Source organism: Streptomyces sp. NPDC054863 (assembly GCF_053610825.1).
Map to the genome: position 1 here is coordinate 1 of NZ_JBSGZD010000134.1, position 19784 is coordinate 19784.

Genomic DNA, 19784 nt, shown 5'->3' on the forward strand with positions numbered 1-19784 from the left:
GTCCCGCGCAGCACACCTGTGCGCGGGACCGTCCCGGCGTCATTTTGCTGCTTGTTCAGTTTCCCGGTCCTTCGGTCCCTTGGTCCCTCTCCCGGTCCCTCGTGTCGTGTCTGCCGACTCCGGCAGACGGGTGGTTGTGCCTACTGGCGGAGGGGAGGAAACGGCGGGCGGGACTCACCTGCACCGGGCGTTGTCCGTCTGGTGGACGCAAAGTGGTGGATATCGGGTGAACTGCACGGAGGCCTCCAGCAGGGGTGGGAAAGGCACACATCCGACACATCCCGTACGGGGGTACGAGATGCGGTGGTGTGTGCCTTTTTCCGGCCCGGGAGGGGAGGGGGAGGGACCGGTCCGTTCAGTCCCTGCGCTTCGGTCCCTCCGTTCAGTCCCTCGGCAAAAGCCCAGGTCAGAGGCGTGGAGAGCTTTTTGAAGGAGGGACCGAGGGACTGAAGGGACTCAACTTTGCAGTATCCATCCCAATTGTGTGCGCGTGTGTATGCGGACGCGTGTAGTAGACAGGTATAAGCCTGAAGCGTTCATAACTAGGATTTTCAGTCCCTTCAGTCCCTTTCAGTCCCTGCAGCGGGCAGCCACACGCCTCTGACCTGCGGGTTTATGGAGGGACTGAAGCGTAGGGACCGAACGCGACGGTCCCTGTCGGTTCAGTCCCTACGCCCTGGGAAACGGAGAAGCGACCGGTCGTCGGTCACGCGTACGACAAGCCGCAGTCGCAACCCGCCGCCCTGCGGGACTCGCCGTGTGCCCCCCGCGGGCCCGACTGCGCCGGTGGAAAGACCGCTCGCCCGCCGACGGCCCAAAGGGACTCAAGGGACTGAAGAACTGATACAACGGCAGTTCCCCGCGGAGATTGCCCACCCTTGCGCTAGGCTCAGGACCTCATAGGAAAGTTCAGTCCCTTCAGTCCCTCATGCAGACATCAAAAAGGCGCTGACCAGCGCCTTTTATGTCAGGTACGAAGAGGGACCGAACGCACCACCGCTGACCCCGACAAGGACGACCGCGTGCCGCGCCACGGTGAAACCAGTACCCCAGTCCCTTCAGGGACTGTGCGGGCACACGACGTTGCCCGCTGGTGTGCGGGCAACGGCTGGCCGGTTCACCCATTGGCCCCCGGCCGGAAGACTCCCGCTGCCAACTGCCCCACATGCAGGGAAAACGGGCACCACAGCACGCAGGACTGCCCCTGCCTCCCCGCGGGACGCTGGTGCCACGGCTTTCGGGCCGCGACCACCGACGCGGCCCGCATCGACGACTGGTGGGGCACGCACCCGGCGATGGGTGTGGGCGTCGCCTGCGGGCCTGCCGGGCTCGTCGTCCTCGACGTGGACGCACACAGCGCTGAAGTCCCCGACCGAAGCCGCCTGCTACCGGGCATCCCGATCCACGACCGCGTAGACCTGACGGGCCTCGGCTCCGGGTTCGACACCCTCGCCCTGCTCGCCGCGTACCGAAAGCAGCCCGACCCGGCCGGGGACGAAACGACCCTCCGCGTACGTACTCCCTCGGGAGGTCTCCACATCTGGTACCGGAACACCCGTCCCGACACCCGTTTCCGCTCGTCCACAGGATCCAGCCCCAAGGTCGCCCTCGCCTGGCAGGTCGACATCAGGGCCGACAACGGCTACATCGTCGCGCCCACGAACCGCACCCCCCAGGGCAGCTACGTGCCGGTCGGCGACACGAGGCTGCCGGCCCCGCTCCCCGACTGGCTCGCCGACGAGCTCACGAGGACCGGTCACGCCACCGTGCAGCCCCCCGCAGGAGCGGCCCCCACCGACCCAACAGGCCCTACAGCCACACCCGAGCCCCCCAGGGCCCCTCTGGAGCCCCGGGCGGTCCCGCACCCCCGCCTACGCACCAGGCGCGCTCCCGGGACCGCACAGCGCCTTCTGGACCCTCTCCTGGCCGAGGTCGCGGCCTGTGCGGCGACCCCGCAGGGGGCCAGCTTCACCGAGAAGCTCAACCGGGCCGCGTACACCGCGGGAGGCCTGGTGGCCGGCGGCCACCTCTCCGACCCACAGGTACGCGACCTCCTGGCGGAGGCAGCCAGGACGGCCCGCCCGCACCAGCCGCAGCGCAACACCACGATCATCGATTCCGCCCTTGCCGCAGGTGCCACCCGACCGCTTCACCCCCAAGGACGCCCATGAGCAGCGCCGAGAGCACGAGCTTCGACGCCACTGCCGCCGCTCAGCAGATGCTCGAATTCCCGGTCCCCGAACCGGACCAGGACACCGCGGCGGCCACGGCGCTCCCCGCGCAGGCCGCAGGACACCCCGCAGCGCCGGGAACCCTCGCCGTGCACGAACCGTTCGACCCACTCGGACTCCTGCCGGGCATGCTCACCGACCGGGGCAACGCCAAGCTGTTCGCCCAGCTGTACGGAGACCAGTTCCGCCACGTCGAGGGCCTGGGCTGGTACTCCTGGGACCAGTACCGCTGGAAGCGCACGGGTGGCGAGAAGGCCGCGCTGTGGGCCGCAGGGGACATGGCCGAGCAGATGCCCGCGCAGGACCCCCGTGGCTTCTTCAGCGACCGGGAGCTGTACGCCCACCGCAAGCGCACCATGTCGACCCCCGGCATGAAGGCGCTGCTCACACAGGCCAAGGCGTCCCCGGCACTCACCCTCGACCCGGACGTCCTGGACGGCGACGCGTACGCACTCTGCACCCCCGAGGGCGTCGTCGACCTCCAGACGGGCGACATGCGCAAGCCCAACCCGGTCACCGACCGTCACTCGCGCGCCACCAGCGTCGCCCCGGAGAACATGCCGACGCCCCGCTGGCACACGTTCCTCCAGGACACCTTCGGCCACGACGACAAGGGCCGGGAGACCATCCGGTTCCTGCACCTGCTGCTCGGCTACTCGATCACCGGGGACGTCGGCGCGCAGGTCCTGCCGTTCCTCTTCGGCGCGGGCGCGAACGGCAAGTCCGTCCTGCTCGACGTGATGATCCAGATCCTCGGTGACTACGCGGACGCCGCGCCGCCCGGCTTCCTCATGGAGAAGGGCAAGTTCTCCGAGCACTCCACCGAGCTCACCGAGCTGCACGGCCGCCGCATCATGGTCTGCTCCGAGCTCAAGCCCAACGACAAGTTCGACGAGTCCCGGGTCAAGCTCCTGACCGGCGGCGACCGCATCAAGGCCCGCCGGATGCGCCAGGACTACTTCTCCTTCGCCCCCACCCACAAGCTGTGGCTGCTCGGCAACCACCGCCCCGAGGTCGGCACCGGAGGCCACGCCTTCTGGCGGCGCATCCGCCTCATCCCGTTCGAGCGTGTGGTTCCCAACAAGCACAAGATCGACAACCTGGCGTTCGAGCTCGTACGGGACGAGGGTCCGGGCATCCTCCACTGGCTCATCGAGGGTGCGATGAATTATCTGGAGACCCGGGATCCGCTCACCGGTCCTGATTCCGTACGCATGGCCACCGAGGCGTACGAGTCGACCGAGGATCACATCGGCCGCTTCCTGAAGGAGTGCTGCATCAAGAGCCCGCCCACCGCCAACGGGCACGACCGCTTCTCCGACCTCCGCGTCGAGCAGGGTGTGCTGTACGCCGAGTACGGCACCTGGTGCAATGCCAGCGAGGGAATCAGGCCCGCGACCTCGCGTTCCTTCGCCAGTCGCATCCGTCAGGAGCTCGGGCTCGCGTCGCCGAACGACATGATGAAGTCCAGCGGAAAGAAGTACTACCCGGGTCTGGGCCTGCTCTCGGACGAGGACGACCCCGCCGTTTCCGGACTCGTTTCCGGTTCTTCGAACGGCCCGGCAACCACATGACGCCCATTCGTGCACTGTGCCGCGACACCGGGCAGCCTTACGATGGGTACCGAGCCTCCGGGCAGACGCACAGACGGGGCCCGAAGAGCGGACCCGGCCCGGAGCGAGAAAACCGAGGCCGGTGCGTGGCCGGACACAACGAGGAGGGGCTTCAGCCATGAGCTCGCTACTGAACGAGAGCGATCTCGCCCACGAGAATGCGGTGGTGTGGCTGGAAAGCCCCGACGACCTCGACTACGTCCGCCAGGCGCTCGACAAGACACCCCGTCGCCGCGGCAAGCCGCGCTACGCCCGTGACGGCCGCCTCGTCGGCTACACGGAGCTCGACGAGCACGCCGAGGCCGACCCGGACAGCGGCCTGCACAAGCGCCGCGTCTTCTTCCTGCTCCCGCACGACCGGGACACCGCTCCTGGCGGGTACTACGCCGAGGGCGCCCCCGGCGAGGCCGTCGACCCGCGCACGATCGACCCGCAGAAGGTCGGCGAGAAGACCCCGCGCTCGCAGCAGGGGGCTTCGGCGGCGGCCATAGCGATGCCGTGAGGTCCTGAGGTAGGGGCAGGCGGGTCTTGTCCGCGACGCCCGTCAAGATCTCCGTGGCGGCGGAGTACGTGCCGCAGGGCGCGCGGGGGAAACTGGGACAGTGACCACCGCTCCGGCCCAGCCGCCGTACCGAGACCGCGACCGTCCAGCTCTCGGGCGCGGCGTTTCCACCCTCATTCCGTCCGGGCCGGGTGGCCCGGCCCCGGACTCCGCGCCGGACCGGGCGCGGGCGGCGCTGGCAGGGGTGCGGACGGTGCCCGTGCACGCCGGGGTGCTGGAGGCCGCGATCGTACTGCTGGACGAACGGGCCAGGACCAGCGACGACGAGACCGAGCGGGCGGTGGCGGGCGCGACGGTGGCGATGCTGCGGGCCGCGCTGGGGTGAGATGCGGCCGGGCCCGGCCGCATCGTTGCAGGTTCAGGGCGTGGAGCTGTGCGTGGCGGCGCCGTGCAGTGCGGTGTGGACCGTGCGGGTGACGAAGTCGGCTTCCAGGGGGAGTTGGCGGAAGACGATCCGTAGCCAGGCGGCCCCGGCGAGCAGGTCCATCAGGAGGGCCGGGTCGGTGTCGGGAGCGAGCTCCCCGCGGGCGACGGCGCGGGTGAAGACCGGTTGTTCCCGGGCGAGGCGGTCGGCGAAGAAACTCCGTGCGTGGGCTGCCAGTTCGGGGTTGTGGGTGGCCGCACCGAGTGCGGCGATCGCGATGTCGGAGGCGGGCGGCACGGTGAGCAGTGTGACGACGGAGCCCAGCAGGGCCTCCAGGTCGCCCTGGAGGGTGCCTGTATCGGGGAGCGGGAGGCCGAGCTGGGTGCCGTTGACGAGTGCGGCGCCGAGCAGAGCGCCTTTGGAGGGCCACCATCGGTAGAGGGTGGTCTTGTTGACTCCGGCGCGGTCGGCCACGCCCTCGACGGTCAGGCCCTCGTACCCCTTCTCGCGGAGGAGGCCGAGCGTGGCGTCGAAGATCTCCTGGGATTTGCGGGGGGCGTTGATGCGCTTGCGCGGGGGCCGTTGTTCTTCGTCCATGGTGGCCGAGAGTAGCAAGGGAGAAAGTCAGAAAACAACGCAACGTTGCGTTGCATTTGGTGTAGCGTGCCGGCCATGGAAATCCAAGGCTCAGCGCTGCCCGTTGTCTTCGTGCACGGCATCCGTGTCAGCGGCACCATGTGGCACCCCGTCATGGCGGCCGTCGACGCCCGTGCCGATGCGCGCACCGATACCAGCAGCGATTCCCGCACCGAAGCGCGCCGCCGGACGGCCGCTCCCGACCTGCCGGGTCACGGCCGACGGCGCGGAGAGCCCTTCAGCATGGACGCCGCCGTCGATGTGGTGGCCGACGCCGTCGACGAACTCGGCGGGAAAGCCCTGCTCGTGGGCCTTTCCACCGGGGGATACGTCTCCATCGCCACTGCCGCCCGGTACCCCGGACGAGTGGCGGGCCTGCTTGCCATCGGCTGTACGGCCGCGCCGCGCGGAGCGTACGCCACTCTCCTTCGCCAGCAGTTCCGGCTGGCGAGCAGGCACTCCGGGACTGCCGAGCGTCTCAGCGTCCGCGGTTTCCGGCGGATGCTCCCCGCGCCCGCGGCGCAGGCCATGAGCGCCGGCGGTCTGTCCTGCGAGGTCATGGCCGACGTGGCGGACTCCATCACCGGCATGGACCCGATCGCCGCACTCGCCGCCTACCCCGGCCCGGTCTGGCTGGCCAACGGGGCCCGCGACCCCTTCCGCAGCGACGAACGCGCCTTCCTCGCCGCCTGCCGCGACGGCCGTCTCACCGTCTGGCCGGGCCTCGGCCACCTCACACCCCTGGCAGACCCGCAGGCGCTCGCCCGCACGGTGCTGGATGCGGCGATGGTCGCGGAGCGCGGGTGCGGACCGGCCAAGTGAAGTGGGCCCCGCTCCACGGTGCGGCCCTGCTCCACGGTGCGGCCCTGCTCCACGGTGCGGCCCTGCTCCACGGTGCGGACTGCTCAAGTGGTCGCGGGTCCGAACCGGCGCCTGTACGCCGACGGGGTGATGCCGGTCTCGCGGCGCATCAGCGCGCGCAGGTTGGCGGCGGTACCGAGCCCGCTGCGCCGTGCGACCTGCTCGAAGCGGGACTCGCCCCGTTCGATCAACCGGCAGGCCAGGGCAAGTCGTTCCCCCGTGAGCCAGGCCAACGGTGTCGTGCCCAGCTGTGCCTGGAAGCGGCGGTGCAGCGTTGCCTGGCTGACTGCCGCACGTGCCGCGAGGCCGGACACCGTGAGCGGTGAGTCCAGCCGTTCCTGGGCCCAGGCCAGGACGGGTGCCAGGGTCTCGTCCGGCAGGTCGGGCATGGGGCGCTCCACGAACTGCCGCTGCCCACCGTCCCGGTGTGCCGCGAAGACGAGCCGTCGGCTCACCGAGTTGGCGACCTCCGCGCCGTGGTCGCGGCGGACCAGGTGCAGTCCGAGATCCAGAGCTGCCGAGCTTCCCGCAGCGGTGAGGATGTCACCGTCGTCCACGAACAGTACGTCCGACGCGAGGTGGACGGACGGGAAGCGGGCCCGGAAGGAGTCCGCCCACTGCCAGTGGGCGGTGGCCCGGCGGCCGTCCAGGACTCCCGCCTCGGCCAGGGTGAAGGCGCCGCTGCAGAAACCGACCAGACGCGCACCGCGTGCGTGCGCACGCCGGACGGCATCGAGTACGGCAGGGCGGCGGGGCACCTCGACGTCGGGGCGGTTGGGGACGATCAGGGTGTCCGCCGTGTCGGCCGCCTCCAGACCGGCGACTCCAGTGAGCGTGAAGAATCCGTCCCGCATCAGCGTGCGGGGCTCGGGGGAGCAGAGTGCGAAGTCGTAGAGATCGCGGCCGAGCTCGGGTCTGCGCAGACCGAAGACCTCGGTCGCGCAGCCGAGCTCGAAGGGGTTCGAGTTCTCGTCCACGATGACGACGACCCGGTGGACGTCCGCCGGGTGAACTGCTGGGTGAACTGCTGAGTGCACTGCTGGGTGCGAGGATTCTTTCGGCATGTGCGATTCCTAGCACTCACGCCGGTCGTGCGGAACGGCCCAGGATGAGCCCATGAACAGTCGACCGAACAGTGAACCCCTCTCTCTCAGCAAGGCTCTGGCCTCCTTCGACGCCCTGTGGAGCCCCCGCATCGTCACGCGTGTGAACGACTACGACGTCCGTGTCGCGAAGGTCGAGGGCGAACACATCTGGCACGTCCACGACGACACCGACGAGTTCTTCCTCGTACTCGAAGGAGAGCTGCACATCTCCTTGCGGGAGCCCGCCGGGGAGCGCACGGTCCTGCTCCCGCAGGGTGCGGTCTTCACCGTCCCCCGGGGTACGCAGCACAGGCCGTACGCTCCGTCCGGCGCGGCGATCCTCATGTTCGAGCCCACCGGGACACCGACCGTGGGCGACCGCCACGACGAGGTCCCGGACCACGTGGACGCGACGACCGGGCACGAACTCGGTATCTGAGCCGAACCGCACTGCTTCGGGCATCAGGCCAGGATGAGAAGGGTGGCGAGGGCCGGACCGAGTGCCCCGCCGAGCTGGTAGCAGAGGACGAAAAGGCCGATCGCGGCCGGTCGTTGGGTGTCCGGGGCCTGCCGTCCCGCGTGCACGGACAGGACGGCGTTGCTGCCGGTGGCGACGAGCACGGCCGCTGCGGCGGCGAGGAGCAGCGCGGGTCCCCAGGGGACGAGGGCGGCGGTGAGGGGTGCGGCCGTGCCGAGGACGGCGAGGACCGTGAGGACCTTGCGGTGGCCCAGACGTGCTGCCGAGGCGGCGAGGAGCAAGGAGAGCGCGGAGCCGGTGAGGAGCGCGGCCAACTGGCCCGTGCCGATGGTCGCGGTGCTCCAGTCCGTCCGCTGCCGTGCGAGCGCGGCGAAGGCGAACAGCAGGATGAAGTACGAGGTGGAGAACACGAAGGCGAGCAGCGCGGAGCTGATGAACGCACGGGAGCGCACCACGGCGGCCGGTACGAAACCGTCCGGACGGCGCCGTACGTGGAGGGCCAGCAGGACGGCGACGGGCGCGGCGATCAGTGCGCCGGTCAAGGGAGCCATGGGGATCAGCACCAGGGCGGACGCCAGTGCCGCGACGAGCCCGGCCCCGGCCGCGTCGAACGGCGCGGTGTGCGGGGCGCGTTCCGGAGCGTCACGTGTGAGGTGACGCCAGACGGCAGGTACCGCGAGGAGAGCGAGGGCGGACAGGGCGAGCGAGGCTCGCCAGTGGAGCAGGTCCGCGAGAACGGAGCCGAGGAGCGGCCCGACGGCGCCCAGGACCCCGAATCCGGCGGTGATCGCCCCCATGCGGCGGGTCGAGCCGGCGAGGTTCATCGCCACGGCGACCAGTCCCGCACCGCCCGCTGCCTGTGCGGCGCGGCCGAGGAGCGTCAGGGGGAACCATGGCGCGACCGCGACGAGCACGGTGCCGACCAGTGCGACGACCGCGCTCGTGAGGAGGGTCGTCCGCAGGCCCCGGTGTCGTACGAGGGCCGCGAACAGGGGTGTTCCGACGGTCATGGCCCAGGCGAAGGCGGTGACTGTCCAGGTTCCCTGGGCGGTGGAGACGCCCAGGGACCGCGCCATGTCGGGAAGGATGAGGACGGGTGCGTTGGCCCCGGTGGCGACGGGTGCGGCCAGGAGCGCCAGCCACAGGGCGGCCGGTCGGCGGGGTGGTGCCGGAGTGGTGAGACGAGGTGCGGAGACTGCGGTGGACACGAAGACCTCCGGATCGGTGGTGCGGGGGTGGTGGACGACGGTGCGGGATGGGTGCGTTGTTGCCAGGACGGTGGCGTCTTGAGCCCAGGACGCATGGAGCCCAGGACGCATGGAGCCCAGGAAGCATTCAGCCCAGACGCATGGAGATCAGACGCATGGAGATCAGACGGTGGTGACGACCTCGTCGTAGGCCAGGCGCGGGGAGCGCGGGTACCAGGCGTCCTCGCCCGGCTTGCCGATGTTGACGACCATCAGCGGGGTGTGGTCGTCGTCGAGGAACTCCTTCTGGACGGCGGCGAAGTCGAGGCCGGTCATCGGGCCGGCGGCCAGACCGGCTGCGCGTACGCCCACGATGAAGTAGGCGGCCTGGAGGGCGGCGTTCAGCAGGGCGGACTCCTCGCGCACCGGGCGCTCGGCGAAGAACATCTCCTTGGCCTGCGGGAAGTGCGGCAGCAGAGAGGGGAGTTCCTCGTGGAACTCGTTGTCCGCCGTCAGGATCGCGACCAGCGGTGCGGCGGCGGTCTTGGCCCGGTTGCCCTCGGCCATGTGCTGGACGAGGCGCTCGCGGGCCTCGGGGGAGCGGACCAGGGTGACGCGCAGCGGCGACTGGTTGAACGCGGTCGGGCCGTACTTGACCAGGTCGTAGATCGCCTGGACCTGCTCCTCGGTCACCGGCTCGTCGGTGAACGTGTTGGCGGTGCGGGCCTCGCGGAAGAGGAGGTCCTGGGCGGCGGCGTCAAGGGTGAGGGCGGGCGCGGACATGGGAAACCCCGTTCGTTCAAGAGTGAGAATTTCAACGTTGAGATAAAAGCATCGTGACTGGTTCAACGTCAAGTGATTCAACGTTGAGATACTCTGGGGGGACTCGACGCACGGAGGAGACAGGCCATGGACGCAGCGAATGACGGGGCGGATGCCGTGGGCACCGATGCCGTGGACGGCATCGTCGAGCAGTGGACGAAGGAGCGCCCCGACCTGGCTGACGCGCTGTGGCCCGTGCAGGTGCTCGGCAGGCTCCAGCGTCTCGGTGTCGCACTGGAGAAGGAGTTCCGGGCCTTCGCGGCCGAACGGGGTCTGGAACTCGGTGAGTTCGACGTCCTGAGCACCCTGCAGCGCTCCGGTCCTCCGTACGAACTGACTGCCGGAGCATTCCGCAAGGCAGCCATGGTCACTTCCGGGGCGATCACGAACCGCCTCGACCGGATGGAGGCCAAGGGCCTGGTCGAACGGGTCCGGGGCACCGAGGACCGGCGCTCGGTGAAGATTCGTCTCACCGGGAAGGGCCACGAGATCACTCGTGCCTACATGGTCGACCACCTGGCCGCCGAGGCCCGCATGCTCGACTCCCTCGATCGGGAGGAATGCGAGGAACTGGCGGGGAAGCTGCGCAGCCTGCTGATTTCCCTCGGCGACACCAGCATCAGGTAGCGGCACCAGCATCAAGCAACGACACCAGCATCAAGTAACACAACACTCGCCGCCGCGCCTCGACTGAGAGGATCGGGCGATGGGTCAATTCCAGTTGTTGGAGGGGTAGTTGTGTCGGAGGTCAAGGAAGAGCTCGACCGGTTGATGCGGGTCTTTCTCGGGGCGTTCACCAACACGGGAGGTTCCAGGGCGGATGTCGGCGCCGTCAGGGAGGTGTTCATTCCGCAGGGGATGATCATCAAGAACGTCGGCGGGGAGCCCGTGGTGTACGACCTTGAGGGGTTCATCGAGCCGCGGGAGAAGCTTCTCGCCGGAGGGACGCTGACGGAGTTCTCCGAATGGGAGGTCGCCGAGCGGACCGAGATCTTCGGGTCGATCGCGCACCGGTTCAGCGAGTACGGCAAGTCGGGGTTTCTCGACGGTGAGTGGTTCGAGGGGGCGGGGCGGAAGACCACTCAGTTCGTGCGGACCCCGGAGGGTTGGCGGATGAGTTCCATGGCGTGGGACGACCTGTAGAGGGCGTGGCACCGCAGGTGGAGGGCGTGGGGCGGCGCGCAGGAGGGGTCCGGTCGGCGGTGTGCGGGGCCCGGACGGTCAGTGACAACAGCGCCGCCGCCGCGCACAGTGCGCCCACCGCCGCCCAGAGCGGGTCGTACGAGCCGAAGGCGTCGCGTGCCACGCCTCCCAGGAGGGCCGTCAGGGCGGCGCCGAGCTGGTGGGCGGTGCCGAGCCAGCCGAACACGATCGCGCTGTCGTCGCCGTAGTACTCGCGGCACAGGGCGAGTACGGGCGGAACCGTCGCCAGGTCGAGCAGGCCGAAGAGGGTGACGAAGAGCAGCAGGGGCGGGCCGACCGACGCCGCCATGGTGAGGGGGAGGGTCAGCAGGAGCACGCCGCGCAGGGCGAAGCAGACGGCCAGGAGGCGGCGGGGATCCCGGCGGTCCGTCAGCCAGCCCGAGGCGATGGTGCCCGCGACGTTGAAGACGCCGATGAGGGCGAGGAGCGTCGATGCGGTGGTGGCGGGCATCCCGTGGTCGTGGGCCGCGGGTGTGAAGTGCGTCCACATGATGCCGTTCGTCGAGGCGCCGCAGACCGCGTAGGCGCAGGCCAGGAGCCAGAAGGGGCCGGTGCGGGCGGTGTCCCGCAGGACGCCGAGGGTGCGGCGGGCGGCTCCTCGTACGGGATCCGGCTTGGGGACGGCTGCGGTCGCTCCGTACGGTTTCAGGCCCGCGTCCGCCGGGTGGTCGCGCAGTACGCACCGGAGGAGCGGCGCGGTCGCGCACGCGGCGAGGGCCACCGTCACCAGGGCCGGCCGCCAGGAGAAGTGGTCGGCGAGCCGGGAGAGGGCCGGGAGGAAGACCATCTGGCCGAGCACGCTCGCGGAGGCGAGCACTCCGGTGACCAGGCCCCGGCGGTGCACGAACCAGCGCTGGGTGACCGTCGCGCCGAAGGCCAGTGCCGTCGAGCCGGTGCCGAGACCCACCAGCAGGCCCCAGAAGAGGGTGAGTTGCCACGGCTCCGTCATGACGGTGGCGGTGAGGAGGGTGCCGGTGGCGACCGTCGCGAGGGCGGTCGTGACGACGCGGCGGATGCCGTAACGGTCCATCAGGGCCGAGGCGAAGGGGGCGGTGAGCCCGTACAGCAGCATGTTGACGGACGTGGCGATGCCGATGGAGCCGCGGGACCAGCCGAATTCCCCGTGCAGAGGGGTGGTGAACAGGCCGGGGAGCGTGGAGAACGCGCCGGTGACGAGGATGGCCAGGGCGGTGGCGGCGGCCATGTACCAGGCGCGGTGGGGGGAACGGAAACTCATACGGCCGATGCTTCCGGGGCACGGGAGATCCGGCCACCGGCCAGATGGCCACCATGTGAAAGGATCTGGCCATGGCTGTTGGAGGCATTGGAGGTACTGGAGTCATTGGAGGCGACGTGAGTGATCTGAGTGGCTTGAGTGGTGGACTGCATCGGGTTGCCGTGCTCGTGCGGCCCGGGTTGCTGCCCATGGAACTGGGCATCGTGCACCAGCTGTTCGGGCGTGCCAGGTCGGCGGTGAACGAGCCCTTGTACGAGGTGGTGACCTGCACGCCCGAACCGGGCGAGATCCCGACCGACGCCGATTTCACCGTCAACGTCGCGCACGGACCGGAGGTCCTCGCGGCGGCGGACACAGTGATCGTCCCTGCCGCGCGGGAGGACTACGGGCCCCAGGCGCGCGGGCGGTTGGGACCTCGGACGGCCGCTGCCCTGGCGCGGATCCGGCCGGGAAGCCGGGTCGCGTCGATCTGTACGGGATCCTTCGTCCTCGCGGCGGCTGGGCTGCTGGAAGGGCGGCGGGCGACGACGCACTGGCGGTCGTGCGCGGAGTTCCGTGCGCTGTACCCGGAGGTGGACCTCGATCCGGACGTTCTCTATACGGACGACCGCGGAGTGCTCACCTCCGCCGGGGTCGCCTCGGGCATCGACCTCTGTCTGCACATGATCCGCAGCGACCACGGGGCCGCGGTCGCCAACGCGGTCGCACGCAACGCCGTCGTACCGCCGCACCGGGAGGGCGGCCAGGCGCAGTTCATCGAGCGGCCGGTCCCCGCCCCCGACGTCTCTTCGACGGGCCGGGCGCGCGCCTTCGCCCTCGCCCACCTCGACCGCCCGCTCACCCTCGGTGAACTCGCCGCCGAGGCGGCCATGAGCGTACGGACGTTCAGCCGCCGCTTCCGGGAGGAGACGGGCAGCACGCCGGTGCAGTGGCTGGCGCAGCAACGGGTCGGGCGGGCGCGGCAGTTGCTGGAGGAGACGGACCTGCCGGTGGACCGGGTCGCGGACGAGGCCGGATTCGGCACCGGGGCGTCGATGAGGCAGCACTTCCAGGCGGCGCTGGGGGTGTCGCCGCAGACGTACCGGGGAACGTTCCGCGGCGTGGGGTGACGCGCTGGGGCGGGGCTGATGTGCTGGGGCGGGATGACGCCCTGAGGCGGGGTGCGCTTCTCCGCGGTGCTCTCCCCGCTCACCGCCAGGGGATGTTCCGCCAAGGACTCCCCTCGTGCTCCGTCAGGAGGCGGTGGGCGGTGACGTTCTGCTCGTAGAACGTGCCGTACTCCTCCCCGTCGAAGCGCAGCACCCTGCCCAGTGCGTACCCCGCCGAGAAGGATTCCCAGGAGTCGTACGAGGACTTGCTCAGGGCGCCCGCGTACACGATGGCCTGCTCCGCCTCGGGCGGGGCGCAGTAGCGGGCCGACAGTCCCCAGCGGGCCAGGTTCACCGCGCGGCCGTAGTCGTAGGCGACCGTCGTCGAGACCCGGCCGTCCGGGGGGAGCAGGCCGTCGGCGCGGAAGCGGGCCTCGTAGCGCAGGATGCGGCGGACCAGTTCCTCCATGGACTTGATCGCGTCGTGGCCCTCGCCGTTGTCGTGCAGGTGTCCGGCGGCGGTTTCGCGCCAGAGATCGGGGGAGGGGAGCTCGCCGCCGAGTGCCCTGCGCAGGCCTTCGCGGACGCGCAGGGCGAAGTCGGGCTCGTACGGGCTGTTGCGGGCGTCCAGGAGGGCGTCCAACTGCCGTCGCCAGGTGGGATGGTCGGTGACGCCCCAGGAATCGCGGAGCTGGGCGCGCTCCTTGAGGTAGTCGCGGCAGACGGAACCCACCTCGTTCCACGGCACGCCGTTGCCCACCGCCAGGTGCACGCCGCAGGCCAGACCGTACGCGAGAGGGCCGTGCAGCGCGCCGTGCCGGATGGCGACGAGACGGTTGCGGGAGGGGGTGTCGTTCTCGGCGAAACAGCGCAGCCAGTGCGCGCGGTGCGGGGGAGTGGACGGGAGCAGGAGCTGGGCCGGGGTGCCGATGTTGACGGCGAGGAGCTGGTGCGGGTCGGTCCAGTCGAACTCGGCGATCCACTTGAGGGACACCCCGTGGAACACCATGTCCGGGTGCCACGGCGGCAGCATCCCGCGCGTGAGTACGGGTTTGCAGGTGCGGCCCGCCGGGTCCGGGTGCGGACGCCAGTACACCCAGTCGGGGTCCGCGTCGACCTGGGCCCTGGACGCCGGAATGTAGAGCTCGGCGCCCGCGAGGACGCGTATCTGGGCGTCGACGTCGCCGCGCATTCCCGCGTCGTGGAGCAGGAGTTCGGTCTCGGACGGAGGTGTCCAGGTCAGCGGAGCCGGGGGAGTCACGGGTGCCGTGGGGCTCAGGTGCTGGTGGGGCCGGTGGGGATTCATGACCAGGGGATGTTCCGGTAGGGGCTGGTGGGGTCCTGGGTGAGGATGCGGTGCTGGATGAGGGACTCCTGATACTTGCGGGCGGCGATTTCGACCCCGTCCTCGTCGAAGGACAGTAGGCGGCGAAGGGCATAGCCCAGGGAGAAGTCGGCCCAGGAGGTGTACGCCCGGCGGGCCGCCTCGTCGATGGTCAGTACGGCCTGTTCGGCTTCCGGCGGTGAGATGTAGCGGGCGCCCAGGGCCAGTCGTACGACATTGACCGCACGCCCGAGGTCGAAGGCGGCAAAGGTGTCGATCCGTCCGTCGGGCGCGAGGACGCCGTCCGCCCGGAACCGCTCCTCGTAGCGGACGACGGTCCGCACCGTCACGGCCGCCTCCGCCAGGTCGGCCGTGGACGCGTCGTGCCTGCGCAGCGCGTCGGTGACGGCGGCCGACCACTCCTCGTACGACGGGTTGCGTTCCAGCCGTCGTACGAGCGTCCGCCTTGCCTGCAGTACGAACTCCTGGACGCGGCCCACGAGCCGGGTGGCCAGCAGCGCGTCGAGCGTTTCCCGGAAGTCGGCACGGTTGCGGACGCGCCAGGGGCTGCGGAGGCGGTCGATGTCGGTGGCGTAGTCCTCGTAGGCGGCGCCGAGCGCGTTCCAGACGAGGCCGTTGTGGACGGCCAGTTGCGCGCCGAGGGCGAGGCCGTGTGCGACGGGGCCGTGCAGGGGGCCGCCGTGGTGCGTGAGGAGCCGGCCGCCCTGCTGCCCGCCGGTGCGTGCACAGGCGTCCTCCCAGGCCTTGCGGTGCTTGGCGCGCGCGTCGAGCGTCATCGCGAACGGGGTGCCGTGGTTGAGCGCGAGCAGCCACTTGTTGTCCGGCCAGATGCGGGCGAGTTCGGCGAGCGTGATCTGCCGGAACACCCATTCCGGATGCCACGGCGGCAGCATTCCGGGGGTCAGGACGGGGACGCAGGTACGGCGGGTGGCGGGGTCGCGGTGGGTGGGGAGCGGCGGGGCGTAGCCGGGGGTGTCGGCGTGGAGGCGGGGGAGGAGGAGGTAGAGCCGGGTGCAGGAGAGGATGTCCAGGACTTCGTCGGTCCTGGGGTGGCTGCTTCGGCCCTCGCCTCCGCGTTCGGCCGCGGTGCCGCTTCCGGTGGGGCGGTGGGGTGCGTACGCCGCGTGCAGCCTGCGCTCGATTTCCGTTGGCGCGGACGGCCCGCCGACATCCGCCGCTGGTCCTGTCTCCGGTCCTGTACCCATCCCCGTGATCACTTGCCGATCCTACGAAACGCGGTGGCGGGGGGTGACGAGAGGTGCGCGTGGGGCGGCCGACAGGCCCTGGCTCCCGCTTCGGGGACAGTACCTGTGCCGCGTACGGCGGGCCGGAAACCTCGTGGTCACGGCGGTCGTGCTGTGGCAGGCTCCCCGCTGTGACCAGCCACGACACCAGTAACAGCGAGGACGGCATCCGCATCACCCCGTTCGCCGCGCGTCCTGCCCTGATCGGCCGGGCCTACGAAATCGCCGACACCTGGCCGGAGTTCACCTCCCACGAACCGGTCGTGGGGGCTCTTCTGGGCCGGGTGGTCGAGGAGTTCCCGGAGTACTGCGTGGTGGCCACCGACGGGGACCGCGTCGTCGCGCGCGGGTTCAGCGTGCCCTTCAACGCGGTGCTCGAAGGCCGCGAGGAGATGCCTGACCGGGGCTGGGACCAAGTGCTGCTGTGGGCGTTCGCGGACCGGCGGCACGGGAATCCGCCCACGGTCGCCGGCGCGCTGGAGATCACCGTGGACGCCGACCACCTCGGCCGCGGGCTGTCGTACCGCATGCTCGCCGCGATGCGCGAAGCCGTCGGCAGCCAGGGCCACCACACCCTCCTCGCCCCGGTGCGCCCCAACGCCAAGCACCTCCGGCCCCGCGTCCCCATGGCCGCCTACCTCGAAGACCTCCGGGAGGACGGGCTTCCGGCCGACCCGTGGGTACGTGTCCACGTCAAGGCAGGCGGCATCGTCGAGAGGATCGCGCCCGCGTCGATGACGGTCAGCGGCTCCCTCGCCGAGTGGCGGCAGTGGACCGGCCTGCCCTTCGACAGGGAGGGCGAGGTCGAGGTTCCCGGCGCGCTCGTCCCCGTGCAGTGCTCTCTCGTCCACGACCGTGCCGTGTACGTCGAGCCGAATGTGTGGGTACGCCACCGGGTGCCGCGCAGCGCCGAGTAGGCGCCGGCGCGCCGGATGCGTCCGAGCGAGCCTGAGCGCGCCGGTCAGCCGGGTAGGCGTCGGGCCGCCCGCGCCGGTCAGCCGCGTACGCGTCGGGCCGCCCGCGCCGCCGTCTCCCGAAGCCAGATGTGGGCCGGGTCGTGGGTGTGGACCGGGTGCCACCACATCGCCTCGCGCACCGGCACCGCCTCGAAGGGGCAGGGGAGGATCCGTACCGCTGCCAGGCCCGCCACCCGTCGGGCCAGCCGTTCCTGGATCATCGCGACCCGGCGCGTTCCCTCCACCAGGTACGGCAGCAACTGGAAGGTCTGGACCGAGACCTCCACCCGCGGACTGACCCCGATCATGCTCAGCTGCCGCGCGGCCGGTGCGTCGTACGGGCGCTGATAGACCGCCCACGGCAGCCGGGCCAGGTCGGCGAGGGTGAGTTCCGCACCGATCTCCGGGTGGTCGTCGGCGACCAGGCACACCCACCGGTCGGTGAGCAGGTCCACGGAAGGGAAGCCGTCGATGATGCCGTGCGGCATCAGCAGGCCGTCCACGGAGGTCAGTTCGGCCGCGGTGTTCTCGACCACGGCCGGGGTGCTCTGACGGAAGGTGAGGCGGATGTTCGGGGCTTCGTCGTGTACGAGACGGCTCAGCGCGGCTCCGAAGACCGCCGCCCCGTAGTCCGAACCGAGCAGCGTGAACTCCCGCGTCTCGGCTGCCGGGTCGAACTCCGCCTGGCTGCTGAAGACCCTGTCGAGGAGGTCGCAGGCGGTGGCGCTGCGGTCGCGCAGGACGACGCCGAGCGGGGTGAGTGCGTAGGAGTTGCCCGTACGGGTGAGGAGCGGGTCGCCGAAGTGCCGGCGCAGGCGGGCGAGCGCGGCGCTCGTCGCGGGCTGGCTCAGGCCGATGCGCTCGCCCGCCCGGGTCACGTTGCGCTCGTCGAGCAGGGCGCGCAGCGCGACGACGAGATTGAGGTCGAGACGGGAGAGGTGCACCGGGTGGTCCAGCCTTTGCCAGAGGTATCTGCTGTGTGGATGACCAGCATATGAAGGATTGATTTCCGTGATTGTGCGGGTGGGGCGAGAGTGGTTCCGAACCCCGTAGGAGGAGACCTCGTGGCAACACCCCGCACACGCCAACTGCCCAGCACGGACCGCCTGTTCCTGCCTGACGCGCCCTTCGCGCTGGGTACGTTCTCCGATCCGGCCGCCGGTCCGGGGAGCCCCGAGTTCCCGGGCCTGGTGGTACGGGACCGGGTGCTGGATCTGAGAGGGGAGCTCGGACTCCGTGGCGTGGGAGACGCGGGAGATGTGGGAGACGTGGGAGAGGTAGGGGGCGTACGGGAGATACGAGATGTACGAGACGTACGGGACCTCCTGGAGCGGTGGGAGGAGGTACTGCCCGTGCTGCGCGAGCTGGCCGAAGGGAATTCAGGCGACGAGGCGGATTCGGGCGACTGGACGCAGGTCTCCTGCCTGGAGGTCCACGCGCCCGTCGCTCCCCGCCAGGTCTTCCAGTCCGGCGCCAACTACCGCCGCCACGTCATCGATCTCGAACTCGCCCACCGCCCCGCCGACGACCCCCGCACCGAGGACGAGGCGCGTGCCGAGGTCGCGGCGCTCATGGACCGGCGGGCCGCAGAGGACCTCCCGTACGTCTTCATCGGGCTGCCGAGCGCGATCACCGGACCGTACGACGACGTCGTGCTGCCCGCCTCCTGCGCGAAGCCGGACTGGGAGCTGGAGCTGGCCGTCGTCATCGGCCGCCCCGCCCACCAGGTCTCCGTGGAGGAAGCGCTCGGCCACGTCGCGGGCTACACCGTCGCCAACGACCTCACCGACCGCGCCGCCGTCTTCCGCCGGGACATGCCCGCCATCGGCACGGACTGGCTGGCCGCGAAGAACGCTCCCGGCTTCACGCCGCTGGGGCCGTGGCTGGTCCCGGCGGAGTTCGTCGCCGACCCTGGTGACCTGCGGGTGGAGCTGAAGCTCAACGGCGAGACCATGCAGGACGAGTCCACCAAGGACATGATCTTCGGCGTCGCCCGCATGGTGTCGTACGCCTCGCAGTCGGCCCTGCTCCTGCCCGGAGACCTCGTGCTGACCGGCAGTCCGGCAGGCAACGGCCTCCACTGGGGGCGGCTGCTGCGCGACGGCGACGTGATGGAGGGCTCGGTGACCGGGCTCGGTGCGCAGCGCACGCGGTGTGTGGGGGAGTCGCGGTGAGCGCGGGCGACGGGAACCCGGACCCGCGCGATCCCGAAGGGGAGATCGCCGCCGCCGCGAAGGCGTACTCCAACTGGGGCCGCTGGGGCCCCGACGACGTCCTCGGCACCCTCAACTTCCTCGACGCCGCCAAGCGCCGCGAAGGCGCGGCACTCGTCCGGCGCGGAATCAGCTTCTCGCTCTCCCAGTCCTTCGGCGCGGAAGGGCCGCAGAAGGGCTGGCGCCGCCGCACCAACCCCGTGCACACCATGCTCGACACCGGCACCGACGCCGCCCTCGGCAACCAGGGCTTCCCGCACGGCATCGGCGGCGCGGACGACGTCATCGCGATGCCGCTCCAGTGCTCGACGCAGTGGGACGGGCTCGGCCACATCTTCGACCACGGCAAGGCGTGGAACGGCCGCCCGGCGGAACGGGTCGTCACCTCCGAGGGCGACCTCGTCACCGGCATCGAGCACATGGCGCCGTACGTCGCCGGGCGCGGGGTGCTGCTGGACGTGGGGCTCGTGACCGGCGAGGACGGCGAACTCCCCGACGGTTTCGCCGTCACCGAAGCCCACTTGACCGCGACCGCCGAGGCGCACGGCGTGCACGTCGGACGCGGTGACCTCGTCGCCGTCCGTACGGGACACCTGTCGCGGGGCCGCCGCGCGGGGGGGGGCGGCGACGCGGGCGGGGCCGCTCCCCGCCGCTCCCTC

19 protein-coding genes are annotated in these 19784 nt (G+C 70.7%); 11 read left to right on the forward strand and 8 right to left on the reverse strand.

The window, feature by feature from the left end; genetic code table 11:
* Positions 1–1067: 1067 nt before the first annotated feature.
* From ACWGIG_RS22660 to ACWGIG_RS22675, 4 genes are all read left to right on the forward strand, one after another.
* Positions 1068–2171 carry a bifunctional DNA primase/polymerase gene (locus ACWGIG_RS22660; RefSeq protein ID WP_453323458.1) on the forward strand — a complete coding sequence of 368 codons (1104 nt, stop codon included), beginning with the start codon at positions 1068–1070 and terminating at the stop codon, positions 2169–2171.
* Positions 2168–3805 carry a DNA primase family protein gene (locus ACWGIG_RS22665; RefSeq protein ID WP_453323459.1) on the forward strand — a complete coding sequence of 546 codons (1638 nt, stop codon included), beginning with the start codon at positions 2168–2170 and terminating at the stop codon, positions 3803–3805. Before ACWGIG_RS22660 ends, ACWGIG_RS22665 begins: the two co-directional genes overlap by 4 nt.
* Positions 3806–3962: 157 nt before the next feature.
* On the forward strand, positions 3963–4346 hold the full coding sequence (locus ACWGIG_RS22670) for a DUF6009 family protein (protein WP_189823634.1): 384 nt from the start codon (positions 3963–3965) through the stop codon (positions 4344–4346).
* A 100-nt stretch (positions 4347–4446) separates the two neighbouring features.
* Entirely contained in the window at positions 4447–4731 is a 285-nt protein-coding gene (locus tag ACWGIG_RS22675) for a hypothetical protein (RefSeq protein ID WP_453323460.1), read from the forward strand.
* 33 nt (positions 4732–4764) lie between these two features.
* Here the strand turns inward: ACWGIG_RS22675 and ACWGIG_RS22680 are convergent, their stop codons facing one another.
* The gene (locus ACWGIG_RS22680; RefSeq protein WP_453323461.1) at positions 4765–5367 is read right to left on the reverse strand and encodes a TetR/AcrR family transcriptional regulator; all 603 of its coding nucleotides are present in this window, start codon (positions 5365–5367) and stop codon (positions 4765–4767) included.
* Between the two features lie 75 nt (positions 5368–5442).
* Here ACWGIG_RS22680 and ACWGIG_RS22685 point away from each other — a divergent pair, with 75 nt between their 5' ends.
* Positions 5443–6228, forward strand: a complete 786-nt coding sequence (locus ACWGIG_RS22685) for an alpha/beta fold hydrolase (RefSeq protein ID WP_453323462.1) — start codon at positions 5443–5445, stop codon at positions 6226–6228.
* 83 nt (positions 6229–6311) lie between these two features.
* Here ACWGIG_RS22685 and ACWGIG_RS22690 read toward each other — a convergent pair whose 3' ends face one another.
* Entirely contained in the window at positions 6312–7331 is a 1020-nt protein-coding gene (locus tag ACWGIG_RS22690) for a helix-turn-helix domain-containing protein (protein WP_453323463.1), read from the reverse strand.
* Positions 7332–7383: 52 nt separating this feature from the next.
* On the opposite strand from ACWGIG_RS22690, the gene ACWGIG_RS22695 reads away from it, so the two are divergent.
* Positions 7384–7791 carry a cupin domain-containing protein gene (locus ACWGIG_RS22695; protein WP_453323464.1) on the forward strand — a complete coding sequence of 136 codons (408 nt, stop codon included), beginning with the start codon at positions 7384–7386 and terminating at the stop codon, positions 7789–7791.
* A 23-nt stretch (positions 7792–7814) separates the two neighbouring features.
* Here ACWGIG_RS22695 and ACWGIG_RS22700 read toward each other — a convergent pair whose 3' ends face one another.
* Entirely contained in the window at positions 7815–9038 is a 1224-nt protein-coding gene (locus tag ACWGIG_RS22700; protein ID WP_453323465.1) for an MFS transporter, read from the reverse strand.
* Positions 9039–9200: 162 nt separating this feature from the next.
* Entirely contained in the window at positions 9201–9800 is a 600-nt protein-coding gene (locus ACWGIG_RS22705; RefSeq protein ID WP_453323466.1) for a malonic semialdehyde reductase, read from the reverse strand.
* Positions 9801–9926: 126 nt separating this feature from the next.
* Here ACWGIG_RS22705 and ACWGIG_RS22710 point away from each other — a divergent pair, with 126 nt between their 5' ends.
* Complete coding sequence (locus ACWGIG_RS22710) at positions 9927–10466, forward strand: MarR family winged helix-turn-helix transcriptional regulator (protein WP_453323467.1); 540 nt, start codon at positions 9927–9929, stop codon at positions 10464–10466.
* 388 nt (positions 10467–10854) lie between these two features.
* Here ACWGIG_RS22710 and ACWGIG_RS22715 read toward each other — a convergent pair whose 3' ends face one another.
* A complete protein-coding gene (locus tag ACWGIG_RS22715; protein WP_453323468.1) occupies positions 10855–12279 on the reverse strand; it encodes an MFS transporter in 1425 nt (474 codons plus the stop codon).
* Between the two features lie 188 nt (positions 12280–12467).
* Between ACWGIG_RS22715 and ACWGIG_RS22720 the strand changes: the two genes are divergently transcribed.
* Positions 12468–13388, forward strand: coding sequence for a GlxA family transcriptional regulator (locus ACWGIG_RS22720; protein ID WP_453323469.1), 921 nt, complete (start codon positions 12468–12470; stop codon positions 13386–13388).
* Between the two features lie 79 nt (positions 13389–13467).
* On the opposite strand, the gene ACWGIG_RS22725 is transcribed toward ACWGIG_RS22720, so the two are convergent.
* Together ACWGIG_RS22725 and ACWGIG_RS22730 are read right to left on the reverse strand one after the other, a co-directional pair.
* Positions 13468–14673, reverse strand: a complete 1206-nt coding sequence (locus ACWGIG_RS22725; protein WP_453323470.1) for a DUF1266 domain-containing protein — start codon at positions 14671–14673, stop codon at positions 13468–13470.
* Entirely contained in the window at positions 14670–15917 is a 1248-nt protein-coding gene (locus ACWGIG_RS22730; RefSeq protein ID WP_453323475.1) for a DUF1266 domain-containing protein, read from the reverse strand. The genes ACWGIG_RS22725 and ACWGIG_RS22730 overlap by 4 nt, the downstream gene beginning before the upstream one ends.
* Before the next feature lie 170 nt (positions 15918–16087).
* Here ACWGIG_RS22730 and ACWGIG_RS22735 point away from each other — a divergent pair, with 170 nt between their 5' ends.
* Entirely contained in the window at positions 16088–16873 is a 786-nt protein-coding gene (locus tag ACWGIG_RS22735; protein ID WP_453323471.1) for an N-acetyltransferase, read from the forward strand.
* Positions 16874–16950: 77 nt separating this feature from the next.
* Here ACWGIG_RS22735 and ACWGIG_RS22740 read toward each other — a convergent pair whose 3' ends face one another.
* Entirely contained in the window at positions 16951–17856 is a 906-nt protein-coding gene (locus tag ACWGIG_RS22740; RefSeq protein ID WP_453323472.1) for a LysR family transcriptional regulator, read from the reverse strand.
* 120 nt (positions 17857–17976) lie between these two features.
* Here ACWGIG_RS22740 and ACWGIG_RS22745 point away from each other — a divergent pair, with 120 nt between their 5' ends.
* Together ACWGIG_RS22745 and ACWGIG_RS22750 are read left to right on the forward strand one after the other, a co-directional pair.
* Complete coding sequence (locus ACWGIG_RS22745) at positions 17977–19086, forward strand: fumarylacetoacetate hydrolase family protein (protein ID WP_453323473.1); 1110 nt, start codon at positions 17977–17979, stop codon at positions 19084–19086.
* Positions 19083–19784: cyclase family protein (locus tag ACWGIG_RS22750; RefSeq protein ID WP_453323474.1), on the forward strand; the 702-nt coding region annotated here is incomplete at its 3' end. The genes ACWGIG_RS22745 and ACWGIG_RS22750, both read left to right, overlap by 4 nt.